The 15,405-nt window shown below is 33.4% G+C and carries 17 protein-coding genes and 1 other RNA gene; 15 read left to right on the forward strand and 3 right to left on the reverse strand.

From position 1 onward, the window contains the following. The first annotated feature begins 47 nt into the window (after positions 1-47). Together B5E75_RS06265 and B5E75_RS06270 are read left to right on the forward strand one after the other, a co-directional pair. Positions 48-554: a hypothetical protein gene (locus B5E75_RS06265; RefSeq protein WP_087357918.1), complete on the forward strand. Its 507-nt coding sequence runs from the start codon at positions 48-50 to the stop codon at positions 552-554. After that, positions 547-1,128 carry a hypothetical protein gene (locus B5E75_RS06270; RefSeq protein ID WP_087357919.1) on the forward strand — a complete coding sequence of 194 codons (582 nt, stop codon included), beginning with the start codon at positions 547-549 and terminating at the stop codon, positions 1,126-1,128. Before B5E75_RS06265 ends, B5E75_RS06270 begins: the two co-directional genes overlap by 8 nt. A 19-nt stretch (positions 1,129-1,147) precedes the next feature. Here B5E75_RS06270 and B5E75_RS06275 read toward each other — a convergent pair whose 3' ends face one another. Further along, positions 1,148-1,612, reverse strand: coding sequence for a VOC family protein (locus tag B5E75_RS06275; protein WP_087357920.1), 465 nt, complete (start codon positions 1,610-1,612; stop codon positions 1,148-1,150). 135 nt (positions 1,613-1,747) lie between these two features. Between B5E75_RS06275 and spoIVA the strand changes: the two genes are divergently transcribed. From spoIVA to nth, 6 genes are all read left to right on the forward strand, one after another. Then, the gene (spoIVA, locus tag B5E75_RS06280; RefSeq protein ID WP_087357921.1) at positions 1,748-3,226 is read left to right on the forward strand and encodes a stage IV sporulation protein A; all 1,479 of its coding nucleotides are present in this window, start codon (positions 1,748-1,750) and stop codon (positions 3,224-3,226) included. Positions 3,227-3,295: 69 nt separating this feature from the next. Beyond that, positions 3,296-3,568, forward strand: a complete 273-nt coding sequence (locus tag B5E75_RS06285; protein ID WP_087244188.1) for an HU family DNA-binding protein — start codon at positions 3,296-3,298, stop codon at positions 3,566-3,568. Positions 3,569-3,635: 67 nt separating this feature from the next. After that, on the forward strand, positions 3,636-4,352 hold the full coding sequence (locus tag B5E75_RS06290) for a zinc metallopeptidase (protein ID WP_087357922.1): 717 nt from the start codon (positions 3,636-3,638) through the stop codon (positions 4,350-4,352). Positions 4,353-4,430: 78 nt separating this feature from the next. Beyond that, positions 4,431-4,904: a hypothetical protein gene (locus tag B5E75_RS06295; RefSeq protein WP_087357923.1), complete on the forward strand. Its 474-nt coding sequence runs from the start codon at positions 4,431-4,433 to the stop codon at positions 4,902-4,904. 4 nt (positions 4,905-4,908) lie between these two features. Further along, a complete protein-coding gene (locus tag B5E75_RS06300; RefSeq protein ID WP_087357924.1) occupies positions 4,909-5,505 on the forward strand; it encodes a DnaD domain protein in 597 nt (198 codons plus the stop codon). After that, positions 5,498-6,154 carry an endonuclease III gene (gene nth / locus B5E75_RS06305; protein ID WP_087357925.1) on the forward strand — a complete coding sequence of 219 codons (657 nt, stop codon included), beginning with the start codon at positions 5,498-5,500 and terminating at the stop codon, positions 6,152-6,154. The genes B5E75_RS06300 and nth overlap by 8 nt, the downstream gene beginning before the upstream one ends. Positions 6,155-6,184: 30 nt before the next feature. On the opposite strand, the gene B5E75_RS06310 is transcribed toward nth, so the two are convergent. Next, positions 6,185-8,974, reverse strand: a complete 2,790-nt coding sequence (locus B5E75_RS06310; RefSeq protein WP_241146635.1) for a transglycosylase domain-containing protein — start codon at positions 8,972-8,974, stop codon at positions 6,185-6,187. Then, a complete protein-coding gene (gene recU / locus B5E75_RS06315; RefSeq protein WP_087357927.1) occupies positions 8,974-9,567 on the reverse strand; it encodes a Holliday junction resolvase RecU in 594 nt (197 codons plus the stop codon). The genes B5E75_RS06310 and recU overlap by 1 nt, the downstream gene beginning before the upstream one ends. Before the next feature lie 148 nt (positions 9,568-9,715). Between recU and B5E75_RS06320 the strand changes: the two genes are divergently transcribed. From B5E75_RS06320 to rny, 7 genes are all read left to right on the forward strand, one after another. Further along, a complete protein-coding gene (locus B5E75_RS06320; protein WP_087357954.1) occupies positions 9,716-10,048 on the forward strand; it encodes a DivIVA domain-containing protein in 333 nt (110 codons plus the stop codon). A 40-nt stretch (positions 10,049-10,088) separates the two neighbouring features. Next, positions 10,089-10,404: RNase P RNA component class B (gene rnpB, locus B5E75_RS06325), an RNA gene on the forward strand. A gap of 206 nt (positions 10,405-10,610) precedes the next feature. Beyond that, positions 10,611-11,543 carry a helix-turn-helix domain-containing protein gene (locus tag B5E75_RS06330; RefSeq protein ID WP_087357928.1) on the forward strand — a complete coding sequence of 311 codons (933 nt, stop codon included), beginning with the start codon at positions 10,611-10,613 and terminating at the stop codon, positions 11,541-11,543. Position 11,544: 1 nt separating this feature from the next. Next, entirely contained in the window at positions 11,545-12,138 is a 594-nt protein-coding gene (gene pgsA, locus B5E75_RS06335) for a CDP-diacylglycerol--glycerol-3-phosphate 3-phosphatidyltransferase (protein ID WP_087357929.1), read from the forward strand. A gap of 1 nt (position 12,139) precedes the next feature. Next, positions 12,140-12,595: a CinA family protein gene (locus B5E75_RS06340; protein ID WP_087357930.1), complete on the forward strand. Its 456-nt coding sequence runs from the start codon at positions 12,140-12,142 to the stop codon at positions 12,593-12,595. Between the two features lie 44 nt (positions 12,596-12,639). Further along, positions 12,640-13,680 (forward strand): recombinase RecA, encoded by a 1,041-nt coding sequence (gene recA, locus B5E75_RS06345; RefSeq protein ID WP_087357931.1) that lies wholly within the window; start codon positions 12,640-12,642, stop codon positions 13,678-13,680. A 146-nt stretch (positions 13,681-13,826) separates the two neighbouring features. Further along, on the forward strand, positions 13,827-15,380 hold the full coding sequence (gene rny / locus B5E75_RS06350; RefSeq protein ID WP_087357932.1) for a ribonuclease Y: 1,554 nt from the start codon (positions 13,827-13,829) through the stop codon (positions 15,378-15,380). Positions 15,381-15,405: the final 25 nt, after the last annotated feature.

Genomic DNA, 15,405 nt, shown 5'->3' on the forward strand with positions numbered 1-15,405 from the left:
CAAAAGGGGTTCATCCATAATAAAATAAGAGGCAAAGGAGAAAACACATGAAGAATTTAGTAGTAACAGATAGAGATATTTCAACCGATTATTTTCAAAATTCCGTCATTGTCAATTTAAATAATATTCATTATTCATCATGTACGGGTGGTTTGACTTGTTTAAAATGTGAAGGGGCCTGTTATTTTAAGGATGATATGAGTATTATTTCTAAATGGACGAATGATTGTCAGTTAATTATTTATATTACAAGAGTGAAATATGGTTGTTTTGATATACCTTTTAAAAAGATGTTAGAAAGACTTGTTGTGAATCAAGAACCTTTTTATACGATGGTTGATGGTGAAACTTGTCATTTGGGTTTGAGTCAATTAAGAAAAAAACTGCTTGTGATTGGTTATGGAGAAGCAACAGATGAAGAAAAGAAACTCTTTAAAGATATTTTAGATGATTCGACATTGGGTTATTCTTATTCTTCTGTTGATGCTTATTTTTGTGAGGAAAGTGAATTAGACGAAGTGCTTCGTACGTTTGGAGGTGTTGATCTTGGCTAAGATTCTTTTACTGAATTCAGGATTAAAACATACCCAAACATTTATGAAACCTTTCTTATCCAGACTTGAAGGCTATCTTAATGAGCATTGTGATTATTTGGATATCCGTTATGCTTCTCAATTTGATGAACGTACCTTTTTCCAATATGATCAAGTTGTCTTTTTATTTCCTGTTGCATTAAATTCCATTCCATCTTCTACTTTAGAAATCTTTGAGCGTTTAGAAAAACAACCCAAAGGCCATGTGGAAGTCTATGCATTGATTGGATGTGATGAATATGAACCGGAAAAGTGTGATCTTTCTGAAAAGATTATACAGAACTGGTGTCAACGAGAACATCTTAAATATAAGGGAAGTTTAAAAATTGGTTCTATATTTTTTATCATGAATACGATGTCACGTTTTGTTGTTTGTAATGAAATAAAAAAACTGGCACAGGCCATTATTCATCATCAAGAGTTTTATAGTCAAACAACGATGCTGACAGATCGCATTTTTATGAAAAAAGCCAATCAGTATTGGAATAAAGAAATTAAAAAAATGAATAAACACAAAAAAAAGCAAAAGCATTAACACTTTTGCTTTTTTGATATCATTCCATAATCTGTTTAATATAGTCAAGAGGAACACGTAAGCGATGAGCTAGTTCTTCATAAGAGAAGCCTTGACTGAGAAGTCTTTTGATGATTTTACGCATACTTTCTCCCACTTCTATGACATGTCCATCCAAATCATAGAAACGGACAACTCTTTGCCCCCAAGCGCCTTCTTTTAAAGGATGTAATAGTGTGACATGATATTGATCTAAAACATACATGAAGGCATCAATATCTTCTGTTTCAAAAGATAATTCAACAGCGTGATTCAACATGATAATCTCTTGATCTGTTTTATGAATGAGCTCTTTCCATATTTCTTTTGATTGAAGGACAATCCCCGATGTTAGAGTAACTGAACCGTGAAAATCCAATATTGTTTTAAGACCTAAAATATGTTTATAAAACTTCTTTGATTGTTCTAAATCATTCACAATTAAAACTGTATTTTTTAGTTTCATAATATCCTTCCTTTTTTTGATATGTTTTATTGTATCATTTTTTTATCACCAAATGATGAACTTTTTGACTTTTTATAAAAATGTTCTAAACAAAAAAGAGAAATCATATATTGATGTGTGAGAAGGAGGAAGTCTATGCAGACAATAGATATATTAAAAGATATTGGTAAAAGATGTGATGGTGACATTTATTTAGGGGTTGTTGGACCGGTCAGGGTGGGTAAATCATCGTTTATTAAACGTTTTATGGAAAAGGCTGTGATTCCCTATATTGATAATCCGGAAGCAAAAATTCGTGCTACAGATGAATTACCACAATCTGGTGAAGGGAAAATGATCATGACTGTAGAACCTAAGTTTGTTCCTAATCAGGCTGCACATATTCAAGTAGGGGATAATCTTGGTGTTAATATTCGTTTGGTCGATTGTGTTGGATATGTGATTGATGGTGCGAAAGGCTATCAGGATGAACAAGGCATTCGTTATGTCAAAACCCCATGGTATTTAGAAGCGATTCCTTTTGATGAAGCAGCCAAGATTGGTACCCAAAAAGTGATTCAAGATCATTCAACCATTGGTATCGTGATGACATGTGATGGTTCAATTTGTGAAATTCCGGGTGCAGATTATATTCAGGCAACGGATGATGTTATTCATGAATTAAAAGATATTGGAAAACCATTTGTGATTGTTGTGAATTCTAAAGAACCACAAAGTCTTCAATGTACACAACTCGTGACATCTTTAAAAGATAAACATGATGTTCCAGTCATTCCATTAAAAGTCACAGAAATGAATGAAGAAGATATCACCCATCTTTTAAAAGAAGCACTCTATGAGTTTCCAATTCATGAAGTGAAGATTGAAGTCCCTCGTTGGATTGCCTTAATGGATACTTCTCATTGGTTAAAACAGACTTTAGATGAATCATTAGAACAATCATTACTAGAGATTCACCGTTTCAGAGATGTTGAAAAAATCGCAACGCATATGTGTGAATTTGATTTTATTCATAAAGCGTATCTTTCATCCATTGATACATCTTCTTCATCAGCTTCATTACGTATTCAAGAAAGAAAAGGTTTATATCAGGAAATATTAAATGAAATTTTAGGACAGGAAAAATTTGATGCTGCTTTATTTTTAAGGCAGGTTCAAGAACTGAAGCAGATGAGTCAAGAATATCAGGCTTATCAAAGTGCGATACAAATGGTTAAACAGACGGGTTATGGCTATGCCTTACCACTTTTGAATGATATTGAATTGAGTGAACCGGAAGTCATTAAACAGGGACCACGTTATGGAATGAAACTTGTTTCAACAGCTTCTACTATTCATATGATTAAGGTTGATATTGAATCCACTTTTGAACCTATCATTGGTTCTAAGGAACAGGCGGAAGCATTTATTCAATATTTGCAAAGTCATGGTAAAAATAATAAAGAAGCCATCTTTGATTGTGATGTTTTTGGACGTAAATTAGGTGATCTGATTAATGAAGGAATGCGTGTGAAATTGGCTTCTATGAATGAAACTGCTTGTATCAGAGTACATGATATATTGAGTAAAATCGTCAATAAAGGGAAGTCTAATGTGATTGCGATAGTTTTATAAATTTGTTATTGCACTTAGTTTTTTGAAATGTTATACTACTACTTAGATTTAAGTAGGAGGCAATACAAAATGAATAAAAAAGAGCTTATTGATATCGTTTCACTAAAAAAAGATTTAACAAAAAAAGATGCTGAAGCGTTAGTAGATACAGTTTTTGATACAATGATTGAAAGTATCTTGAATGGGGATAAAGTTTTAATTTCTGGATTTGGAACTTTTAAAGTGAATAATCGTAAAGAACGTAAAGGTGTTAGTCCAAAAACAAAAGAAGCTATGATTATCCCAGCTAGTAAAACTGTTTCATTTAAGCCAAGCAATAGATTGAAAGATGCAATGAATTAAAATTGCATCTTTTTTGACATATAGAGTTAATATAAAGGGTATATTATAATGACTGAGGTGATAGAAAATGTTTTTTCCTTTTTATGGATTCTATTATAATAGCTATTATATGATTGGAACAATTTTTGTGATATTGGCTGCGATATTGGCGTTGTGGGCACAAATGAAAGTGACATCTACATATAATCGTTATCGTAAAGTTGCCAATGCAAGAGGGATTACAGGAGCGCAGGTTGCTAGAGAAATATTAGATAGTGAAGGATTATATGATATTATGATTTATGAAGTGAAAGGGCAATTAAGTGATCATTATAATCCGGGCAAAAAGACAATTAACCTTTCCAGTGATGTTTATCATGGAACGTCTATTGCATCTTTGGCTGTGGCTGCGCATGAATGTGGACATGCTATTCAGTATAAAGAAAAATATGTACCTATTTCTTTAAGAAATGCGATTTTACCGATTGCGAATGTGGGGCAATATTTAGGATGGATTGCAATATTTATAGGTTTGATTTTAGGTCAAACAAATATTGCATGGATCGGATTTATTGCGATGTGTGGAATCTTGGCTTTCCAGCTTATAACATTGCCAGTGGAATTTGATGCATCCAGTCGTGCTTTAGCTATTTTAAAAACACGTTATTTGACATCTGAAGAATATCCCGGAGCCAGAAAGATGTTATCAGCAGCAGCGATGACATATGTGGCTGCAATGATTTCTACATTGATGAGTATGTTAAGAATTTTTCTGATTATTTTAGGAAATTCTCGAGATGATTAAAAGACCTGAGGGTCTTTTTAATTTTGTTTTGCATTTTAATGGTTTTGTTATATAATAAAAACACTGGAGGTGAACAGATTGAAAAAACAGACGTTTATTATATCAGTTATTGTTTTGGTTATTATTTTAGCGGTTGTTTCGTTTTATATGTTGTTTGTTCATATTCCATATTATCAATATCATCATGGTTTAGATGAAATAAGAAATGAAATCTGTGAAACCAATCAATATGAATATGATGATTATTTTAGTGAATATCGTGGTAAGGAAACATATTATATTGCAAGAGTTAAAATCAGTGGGGTTACATCCTATGTAGCTTATAATAAAGATTTGGCACTTGTTGATACTTATCAGGGAAGTGTGGCTGATTCCAAAGATGTTCAACAGGCGATTGAACAAAAGTATCAAATAGTCATTGATGATTTAGAAGTGGGTTATGAAAATGAAAGATTTGTTTATTATGGACGTTATCAAGAGGATGAATCGTTATTATATGTTTATTATGATCTCATGTCTGGAGAGTTTATAAAGGCAGTAAGGTTAGGGTAGTTGTATGGATGAATTGATAGATTATCGTTGTGTGGATTTTCAAAAGTTATTGATATTAAAAGCAAAGTCATTGCATCTTTCAGATCAGCAATGTTATGTCTTGCTATTAATTATGACTCTAGATGAAATTGGTGTAAAACCTATTACACCATTACAAATTTCTAAGATTTGTTCTTTATCTGTTCAAAAATTAGATGATATTTTGATGTCTTTGGTAGATAAACATTGGATATCAAGGCAGAATGGTTCTTTGAATCTTAAGCCATTACAAAGATTATTGTTGGATCAAAATGAACAGTCAACAGATCAGGATATTGATCTGGTTGGTATTTTTGAAGATGCTTTTGGACGTAGTTTAAGTCAAAGAGAAGTTCAATTAATTAATTCTTTAAAGTGTCAAGGATATGATGATGAAATGATTGTAGATGCTTTAAATGAATCGGTTAAATCTGGTGTCATCACTTTTCGATATATTGAAAAGATTCTGGACAATTGGGCACGTTATGGGGTAACAAAGCGTTATGCGCCAACCAATGTATCGACACATCAGGAAGTAGAACAAAGTATAAAGGATTATAAATGGTGGGAAAATCATGAATAAAGAGAAAGTACAGCGTATATTAGATGTTTTTGATCAGATGTATCCTGATGCCAAGTGTGAGCTTGTGCATCAAAATGAATTAGAACTTTTGATTGCAGTGATGTTGTCGGCTCAAACAACAGATGCCAGTGTTAATAAATTAACAGCTCATCTTTTTCAAAAGTATCGTTGTGTTGAGGATTATGCGAATGCTCCTCTATCACAGTTAGAAGAAGATTTACGTACAATTGGTCTTTATCGCAATAAAGCGAAAAATGTCAAAGCAATGGCACAAAAATTAATGAGTGATTTTAATGGACAAGTTCCCTGCAATCATGAGGCTTTACAGACTTTGCCCGGTGTTGGTCGTAAAACAGCTAATGTTGTCATTTCAGAAGGTTTTAAAGTTCCAGCTATTGCAGTGGATACACATGTAGAACGTATCTCTAAAAGGCTGGGATTGGCTTTGAAAAAGGATTCTGTTTTAACGGTAGAAAAGAAACTTCAAAAAGCAGTGCCAAAAGAAAGATGGATTAAAACCCATCATCAAATGATTTTCTTTGGTCGCTATCACTGTAAAGCCATGAATCCTCAGTGCCAAGATTGTCCTCTTATTGATATGTGTAAAGAACCAAAACGTAAAAAATATTTAGAGAAAACAAAAGACTGAAATCTACGAAAGATTCAGTCTTTTATTTTCCTATTGCACTGGTGTGGTTGGCACTGTAGGATCAACTTGAGGTGTTGAAGGAGCAGATGTTGTAAAAGTATCTGTTCCTAATGTTACAGTTTGACCATTTGCAAGAGTTTGTGTGAATGTCACATTATAACTTGTATTGGCAGTCAATTCACTAAATGTGATTGTTCCATTTGCTTGTAAAGATTGTGTTGCTCCATTAAGTGAAGCGGTGATGCTTGTTCCTTGAGGAACAGTAATTTGATAAGTTGCTGAGTTTTCAGTAACTGATAAACGTGTATAACTGGCTGGTGTTGTATCTTCTACAGTGACAGTCTGTGAAATCTTATTTGATGTTCCATTGCCACTTTCAAAAGCATAATATCCTGTGACTGTATACGTTCCAGCAGCGAGTGTATAATCAATAGTTCCTGAAGCACTGCTGAGTGTCTGACTATGAACAACTTTTCCACTGGCATCAGTAATATCGACTTTATAAACAACTTTGCCATAAATTTGATTGATATTTCCTAAATAAGGAAGTGTATAACTATCTCCACCTACTTTATATGTTTTAGTAGGTGTGGCATCTTCCGTCATACTTTTTGGTTCATATTCACTAAAATTCACTTGCAGCTTACTATCCGTCATTTGTGCTGTAAATGAAGCAAGATTGCTTAGACTGGCACCACTGGCACTACCACTTGGTGTATTCCCTTTTTTAAATAATCCTGATACCACACGATCACTAGGGACACCGTCACCAGCACTGACATATGGATAAATGCCTGATACACAACTTGCTTTGACTAATCCAGATGGCATAGAAGAATAAGAGTTTTTCACACCATCTTGATGTAAGAATTTAGCTATCATAGCAGAAATATTGTTTGTATCACGGTTACTCTTGATATAATAACCATCTTTTTGATCTTCACCACTATATCCTGTCCAGACACTCCATGTATAATCTGGTGAATAAGCAGATAACCATGCATCTTTACTATGACCAGCTAATTTTGGATTAGCAACTTGTGATTTGTCGCCAGAATGATTAGAAGTTCCTGTTTTGGCACCAATTTGATAACCTAAATTCAATAAACGATAAGTTCCTGTTCCAGATTTAACATAGTTTGTCATAATATCACGAATCATATAAGCAGATTCTTCAGAAAGAGCCTGTGTTTTGTCTTCTTGATATTGTTGATCAATTTCAATGACTTCACCAGTTGATAATAATTCAATTTTTTGAACAGTATGAGGTTCAATATATGTTCCCCCATTAGCAATCACAGCATAAGCTCCTGCTTCTGATTCTGGAGTGACGCCTTTTCGCCATGCTCCAATGGCATAACCAATATCAACAGCTTCATCTTCCATATCAAAACCTAAGCTTTCTAAATATTCTGTTGCTCCATCAATGCCAATGCCATCACCCACATCATTGCCATTACAATCTTTTCCTGTAATGACTTCACTAAATGTCTGTAAAGCGGCAGCATTCCATGAATTACTTAAGGCATTAGAAATAGAAATATCACCGTTATATTTTCTTCCATTCCAGTTACTAGGGACAAAACCATTAGAATATTCATAAGGAACATCATGAACATAATGAGCTGTTGAATAATCTAAAAATTCAAAGGCAGCTGCATAAGCAATCAATGGTTTTAATGAAGAACCGGGCTGATTTTTTTGACCATAACGTGCCCCTGTTTTAGAAGCATAAGCATAAGTTGTTCCTAATGGCGTATAATCACGGCCACTTAAAACACCTACAATACGTCCGGTTGTTGATTCTTGAATGACTGCACCTACTTGAATTCTGGAATCTTGAAAATCATAAGATTCACCATTAGCGATACTATCAAGTTCTTTTTGAACATCTGTATCAATATATGTATAGATACGCATAGGTGTTTCATAAGGATCGTATCCTGTTGTTTCCTGAACTTCACGAATGACTTTATCAGCATACGCCTGATATTGACCACTTGTTGATACAGGATTTGATTTTAATGTATTTTCAACCGGAATCGCTTTGGTTGCTTCACATTCTTCTTTAGAAATATAACCATGCATTTCCATTAAATCTAGGATTTTATCACGACGTTCTTGGGCTAAATCCAGATTTCTAAATGGATCATATCGATTTGGTGAATTTAGTGTTCCGGCTAAAAGAGCTGCTTCTGGTAAAGTCAGATTTTGTACTGATTTATCAAAATAATATTTTGAAGCAGCATATAAACCAATTGTCTGAGGTCCATAACCAAAATAAATCTTATTGAGATAAAGTTCTAAAACTTCTTCTTTAGTTGTTTGAGAAGTGGCTTCAATCGAAAGAATAATTTCACCAATTTTTCTTTCAATGGTTTGTTCTTCATCTGGATAATAAGATTTTTTAATCAGCTGCTGGGTAATTGTTGAGCCTCCAGAGGTAATGCCTCCTGCAGCAATATTACCTAACAATGCTTTAACAATACGAGGAACATCGAAACCGTTATGTTCAAAGAAACGTGAATCTTCTGCAGCAACAACAGCGTCAATCATGACTTGTGGAATATCGTTGTAGCTGACATTTTTTTGAACACCTCCACGTGCCACAGAGAACCATTCTTCTCCATCAGTTGTACATAGAACAGAGGATTCATCTGAAACAAGTCTTTCTTTAGAAAAGCCCTCAACCTGTTTAAAGATACCAAATCCCAGATACATTCCTCCCGAAGTAATCAAAACAGCCAGTATCAGACAAATTACTTTAATGATACGTCTTTTTTGTTTTTTGTTTGATTTCTTTTGAGTTATTTTTTTCATCATTCGTCCTCCTTAAAATACCAATCATCAACAACTTTTAAATAATCTAATCGAGGTTGATAACCTTGTGGAATCAGATGTCCCAAATCTTTGATTTTTTGATAAGTTATTGATTTTCGTTGGGAATGATAATAATCATTGATCATATGACTTGCGTCAATTAAGTATACCTCATTTAATGAGGTAAATGCAATAATAACAAAAGCAATCCCACCATGATTGATAATTTTTTGTAAATGATCAATCTGATGTTTGGAAATATTCGCAAATGGAAAGGTTTTGACTTTTGTTTCCTTCGCTTCAAAATCAATATATCTGCCTCGATAAATGCCATTATAATCGGTTGTGGATGGTGTTTTATAATAAGCCTCTACAATTTTAGCTGATTCACGTCGAGGATAATCCACTTTTACAATTTGAATGGGTGTGGGTTTTTTATAAATAACTGCAATGTCATGAGAAAGATAATATTGATTAGATAAGGAAATATCTTCTTCTAGTGACATCCCACGATGGGCTGTATAATGTTTTTTATCGCTTGTCATCATGGCTCGAGATTGCCATGAGCGTTTCATATTTGGATAATTAACCATAATCATGTCCTTTCATTCATTTACCATCACATTATAACATATATTTTTCCCATCTTGTCTAATTTGTGTGGAAAAACATCTTTTTTTAAAAATATCTTGCATTTATAATTATTTTTTGTGAAAATATGGTGGAGGAAAGGTGATGTATATGGCAAATAAAATACAATTAAGTCCAAAGAAAATTTTAAATAAACATTTTCAAATAGATTTTAAAGGTTATAGTGCTACAGAAGTGGATTATTTTTTAGACACAGTTGTAGAAGATTATGAAACATTTGCAAAAATGTTGAATGAATCTTATGAGCAGATTGAAAATCTTCAAAAAGAAAATGAAGCTTTAAAAATGAAAATGGCAAATATGGAAAGAGAACATATGATTCAACAGGATAATTTACGTTCAATGGAAGAAAATCTTTCTTCAAATGTGGATTTATTGAAAAGAATATCAAATTTGGAAAAAGAAGTTTATAAAAATAAATAATGATTGCTTTTTGATATGTTTTTGAGTAAAATAGTTATGCTCATGAGAACCGATTGCTAGAAATAGAGGAAAGTCCGGGCATCCACAATCTGTGATGATTGTAGTGTTTGTACTGCATCTAATAAATGCAGGTAGCTTGGCTAACGACAGACCTAAGACCTAAACCGTCAGGCATGGTTGATAAGTCATAAAGTGCCACAGAAACAATGTCTTTTGAAAAAAAGAGTGAAAAGAGGTAAACTCTGCAAGGATGAAACCCAAATTTTGGTAGGGGAGCTTCATGAAAGGAAACGAACGGACATGAAGATGCAATGCATAGATAAATAATCGGTTGAAAAACAGAACTCGGCTTATCAGAATGAGCATTTTTTGGTCGATAGAAATGTCGACTTTTTTTCTATTTGAAAGAAAAAAATCATGAAATGTATAGTGATTTGTGAAAAATTCATAACTTGTTCATAAATTCATAAAATAATAGTGTTGGTATTGTAAAACGTGATATTTTATGGTTTAATATGATTATTATTGAAGGGACATTTTCTGGAAATAAGGAGGTATTTTTTTGGATAATTTAGGTGAAAAGATTCGTCAAACAAGAGAAAGCAAGAAAATGACGATTGAAGATTTATCAGCAAAGACAAAAATTTCAGTAGCTGTTTTAAGAGATATAGAAAAGGGAAAGTTTGATCGCTATAAAGGGGATGAAGCTTATGTGAAAATGTATTTAAAGAAAATTTCACAGGCTTTAGATATGGATAGTGAACAATTGACAGAACAGTATATAGAATTAACAAGAGAAATTGAACTGGAAGATTTAAAAGAGAAGGAAATGCTTGAAGAACATAATGAAGAAATTGTGAAAAAAGGAAAAAAATTTTCTTTTAAAGCACCTCAATTAACTAGAAAACCTTCTGTTTATGAAGATAAGTCACATGTGACAATTATTCGTGCCGCTATTATTCTTGTTTTGGTATGTCTAGTCATTGTTGTAATCTGGTTTGGTTTTTATGCAACACGTTCAAAGACAGAAGAACCAGCGAAGCCAGAAAATCAGTTAACAGTAGAAGGAGAGGTTGACCCAGTACCAGATACATCTTCTCCAGATACATCTGGTGATAATCAGAACACAACAGAAGAAACTGTTCAGTTTACAAGAAATGACTTTTTGGATTATAGTTTTGTGTTACCTGCAGATGCGACAACTTTCACATTAAAGATTGAATATAATGCACCATGCTGGGCACAGATGAGAGTCAATGATGAAATTTATGATCAGTTTGTCTCAAAAATTTATCATGAAAATGAAGATGGTGACACAGAAGTTGTTGAATTGACTTTTGATGTGAATGATTTTGAAAGTTTAGATTTACGTAATGGTAATAATCGAGGACATCGTTACTATATTAATAATCAGGAAGTTCCATTGACTGATGAAGATAAAAATACAAATCAGGATCGTCCTGTTGATGTAATTTTGACATTAGAGAAGGAATAACATGAATTTACCCAATAAATTAACAACAATTCGTTTAGTGAGTGTCCCATTATTTATTATTGTTTATTTAATACCTTATCAATCTTTAGGAATTCAAATACCTGTTTTTCATATATTATCCTCATCATTATCATTATTGGATATAGTCTTATTTTTCATTTTTGCTTTATCAGCATTGACAGATTATTTTGATGGTTATATTGCACGTAAATATCATCTGATTACAACTTTTGGAAAGTTTATTGATCCAATTGCTGATAAACTGATTGTCAATACAGCATTATTATTATTAGCGTCATCTCAGGATATCCATATCATTATTCCTATTATTATGATTTCCAGAGATACGATTGTTGATGCTATTCGTCTGGTTGCCAGTCAGAAAAATATTGTTTTAGCTGCCAGTTATTTAGGTAAAGCGAAAACAATGACTCAGATGATTGCGATTTGTTTATTATTGTTGAATAATATTGTTTTTGCGGGGTTGCATATTCCAATGGATCAGATTATGATCTGGTTAGCAACGCTGATTTCATTTGTGAGTGGTGTGGATTATTTTATGAAGAATCGTCAATATATTTTGGAGAGTATGTAGAATGGAAGAATTAGCACAGTTATTAATGCAAAGACAGATTTCTATTAGTAGTGTGGAAAGTTTTACTGTTGGTGGTTTTGCAAAAGCGATTGGAAGTATCAGTGGTATTTCTGCAGTTTATCGAGGAACTTTAGTGAGTTATCAGACACGTATTAAAAGAGATGTTTTGCATATTGATGAAAAAGTTATCAATCAATTTGGAGTTGTTTCTCAAGAAGTGGCAGGTTTAATGGCCATTCAAGGACAAAAGCTTTTTGATTGTGATTTATGTATTTCGTTTACTGGAAATGCTGGACCATCTGCAATGGAGGGAAAACCAGTCGGTTTAATTTATATTGGAATTGCTTATCAGGAGCATATTCATACATTTTGTTATCATCTTTCTGGAAGTCGTGATGATATTCAAAAACAGGCTATTTTGTTAGGAATTGAAAAAATTTTAGAAATTTTGAAGTAATTTCTCAAAAATGTGTTGTATATAAATAGTAGGAGGAATATTTTATGGCAGAAAAGAAAGTGAAAAAAACGGAATCAGTTGATGAAAAAAAGGATAAAGCATTGACTGATGCTATTCATTTGATTGAAAAACAATTTGGTAAAGGGTCTATTATGAAACTTGGTGATCGTGTGGCTGTAGATATTGATGTGATTCCAACAGGATCACTGACCTTGGATGCAGCACTGGGGATAGGAGGTTATCCTAAAGGACGTATTATTGAAATCTATGGACCAGAATCAAGTGGGAAAACAACATTAACATTACATGCGATTGCAGAAGTTCAAAAACAGGGTGGACGTGCAGCTTTTATTGATGCTGAACATGCTATTGATCCAGTTTATGCGAAAAATCTCGGTGTAGATGTTGATGAGCTGATTTTATCACAGCCAGATAGTGGTGAACAGGGATTGGCCATTGCTGAAACATTGGTGAAAAGTAATGCTATTGATCTGGTTGTTGTCGATTCAGTAGCTGCATTGGTTCCACAGGTTGAACTTGATGGTGAGATGGGTGACAATTCAGTGGGGTTACAGGCACGTATGATGTCTAAGGCTATGCGTCGTTTATCTGGATTGATGAATAAAACATCTTGTACGATTATTTTTATTAATCAGTTAAGAGAAAAAATTGGTGTGATGTATGGAAATCCAGAAACGACAACAGGAGGTCGTGCTTTAAAATTTTATGCTTCTGTACGTATTGAAATCAGACGTAGTGAAGCTATTAAAAATGGTAGTGAAATTGTCGGAAATAAGGTCAATATTAAAGTTGTTAAAAATAAGGTATCACCACCTTTTAAAACGACATCAGTTGATATTATTTATGGTAAAGGAATTGCCAGAGATGGGGAAATCATTGATTTGGCAGTGGCTCATAATATTATTGATAAATCTGGAGCGTGGTATGCTTATCAAGGTGAAAAGATTGGTCAAGGAAGGGAAAATGTGAAAATTTTCTTAGCTGAGCATCCAGATATTATGTCTGAAATTGAAGAAAAAATTAAAACACAGATATTTGCATCTCAAGAAGATGAGTCAATATAGTTTCTATATTGGCTTTTTTTGTTGTCTAATGGGTGAACATGCAATCTTTTGATATTTTATTGTCAATTTCACAAAAATACGATATAATATTATATGTGCGTTATGCACAAATAGAAATTTGTCATAGGAAATAGGAGGAAAAGATTATGGATGAAAACCTTCTTACTATTGTTACCTATGTTCTTTGTGTCGCTTTGGGATTTGGTTTATATTTTCTTTTAACAAAATTAGGTATTTCAAAAGCTCATGGAGATGCCACAAAAATTGTTGAAGAAGCGAATTCTAAAGCAGATAATATTGTCAAAGAAGCTATTCTTGATGCAAAAACACAGGCTTATGAATATAAGCTGGAAGCAGAAAAAGAAATCAAGGAACAGCGCTTAGAAGTTACTAAATTTGAAAACAAGCTATTGCAGCGAGAACAAAATATTGATCGTAGAGATATTGCTTTACAGGGTAGAGAAGATGTTTTGGAAGAAAAAGCAGAGCAATTAGAAAAGAAAAGTGAAGAACTAGGGAAATTAGAAGCTCAATTGAAGAATCAGATCGATGAAAAGATTTCAGAATTAGAGAAGATTGCAGCAATGAGCGCTAATGAAGCAAAGGAAGAATTATTTAAACAAGTTGAACAAAAAATGTCTAAAGAAGTCACAGCTTATATTAAGGAGCAGGAAGATGAAGCCAAGTCTAAAGCTTCGCTTTATGCTAAAGATATTATTGCAGCGGCTATTAATCGTTATTCACAAGAAGAAACGATTGAAAGAACGGTTAATGTTGTGGCTTTGCCAAGCGAAGAAATGAAAGGACGTATTATTGGACGAGAAGGAAGAAATATCAAGGCTATTGAAAATGCAACAGGGGTTGAATTGATTATTGATGATACACCGGAAGCTATTACTATTTCATGTTTTGATCCAATTCGTCGTGAAATTGCACGTCTATCATTAGAAACTTTGATTCGTGATGGAAGAATTCAACCTGGACGTATTGAAGAAGTTGTTCAAAAAACAAAAAATGAATTGCGTGAAGTGATTCAAAAAACAGGTGAAGATGCTATTTTTGAATTGGGATTATCGCGTGTTCATAAAGAAATTGTGATGTTGATTGGAAAGCTGAAATATCGTACAAGCTATGGGCAAAATGCTTTACAGCATTCTTTAGAAGTTGCACATTTTGCCGGTATGATGGCAGCAGAACTGGGCTTAAATCAACAACTGGCAAGACGTGCTGGTTTATTACATGATATCGGGAAAGCCATTGATCATGAAATGGAAGGGAGTCATGTAGAATTAGGTGTCAAATTTGCTAAAAAATATGGTGAAAATGCGACTGTTGTTAATGCGATTGAATCACATCATGGTGATGTAGAACCAACGAGCGTGATTTCGATTTTAGTGGCTGCTGCTGATACATTATCTGCTGCCAGACCGGGAAGTCGCAGTGAAACGATTGAAAATTATATTCAACGTCTTGAAAAACTGGAAGAAATTTCAAAAGGTTTTGATGGTGTTGATAAGGTCTTTGCGATACAGGCAGGACGTGAAATTCGTGTTATTGTCAAGCCAGATCAGGTTGATGATTTGATGAGCCATCAGCTGGCAAGAGATATTAAAGATAAAATTGAAAATGAATTAACATATCCTGGTCATATCAAAGTGACTGTTATTCGTGAAGTCCGTGCAAATGAAATTGCCAAATAGAAGATAGGGGAACCTATCTTTTTTT

This window comes from Massiliimicrobium timonense, assembly GCF_002160865.1.
Classification (GTDB): domain Bacteria; phylum Bacillota_I; class Bacilli_A; order Erysipelotrichales; family Coprobacillaceae; genus Allocoprobacillus.

Bases quoted from the DNA above. Each gene is read 5' to 3' on its own strand.
- B5E75_RS06285 (WP_087244188.1), top strand. From the start codon at position 3,296: ATGAATAAAAAAGAGCTTATTGATATCGTTTCACTAAAAAAAGATTTA.
- B5E75_RS06300 (WP_087357924.1), top strand. From the start codon at position 4,909: ATGGATGAATTGATAGATTATCGTTGTGTGGATTTTCAAAAGTTATTG.
- B5E75_RS06310 (WP_241146635.1), bottom strand. From the start codon at position 8,974: ATGAAAAAAATAACTCAAAAGAAATCAAACAAAAAACAAAAAAGACGT.
- rny (WP_087357932.1), top strand. From the start codon at position 13,827: ATGGATGAAAACCTTCTTACTATTGTTACCTATGTTCTTTGTGTCGCT.
- B5E75_RS06340 (WP_087357930.1), top strand. From the start codon at position 12,140: ATGGAAGAATTAGCACAGTTATTAATGCAAAGACAGATTTCTATTAGT.
- B5E75_RS06320 (WP_087357954.1), top strand. From the start codon at position 9,716: ATGGCAAATAAAATACAATTAAGTCCAAAGAAAATTTTAAATAAACAT.
- pgsA (WP_087357929.1), top strand. From the start codon at position 11,545: ATGAATTTACCCAATAAATTAACAACAATTCGTTTAGTGAGTGTCCCA.
- recA (WP_087357931.1), top strand. From the start codon at position 12,640: ATGGCAGAAAAGAAAGTGAAAAAAACGGAATCAGTTGATGAAAAAAAG.
- spoIVA (WP_087357921.1), top strand. From the start codon at position 1,748: ATGCAGACAATAGATATATTAAAAGATATTGGTAAAAGATGTGATGGT.
- recU (WP_087357927.1), bottom strand. From the start codon at position 9,567: ATGGTTAATTATCCAAATATGAAACGCTCATGGCAATCTCGAGCCATG.
- nth (WP_087357925.1), top strand. From the start codon at position 5,498: ATGAATAAAGAGAAAGTACAGCGTATATTAGATGTTTTTGATCAGATG.
- B5E75_RS06265 (WP_087357918.1), top strand. From the start codon at position 48: ATGAAGAATTTAGTAGTAACAGATAGAGATATTTCAACCGATTATTTT.
- B5E75_RS06275 (WP_087357920.1), bottom strand. From the start codon at position 1,612: ATGAAACTAAAAAATACAGTTTTAATTGTGAATGATTTAGAACAATCA.
- B5E75_RS06290 (WP_087357922.1), top strand. From the start codon at position 3,636: ATGTTTTTTCCTTTTTATGGATTCTATTATAATAGCTATTATATGATT.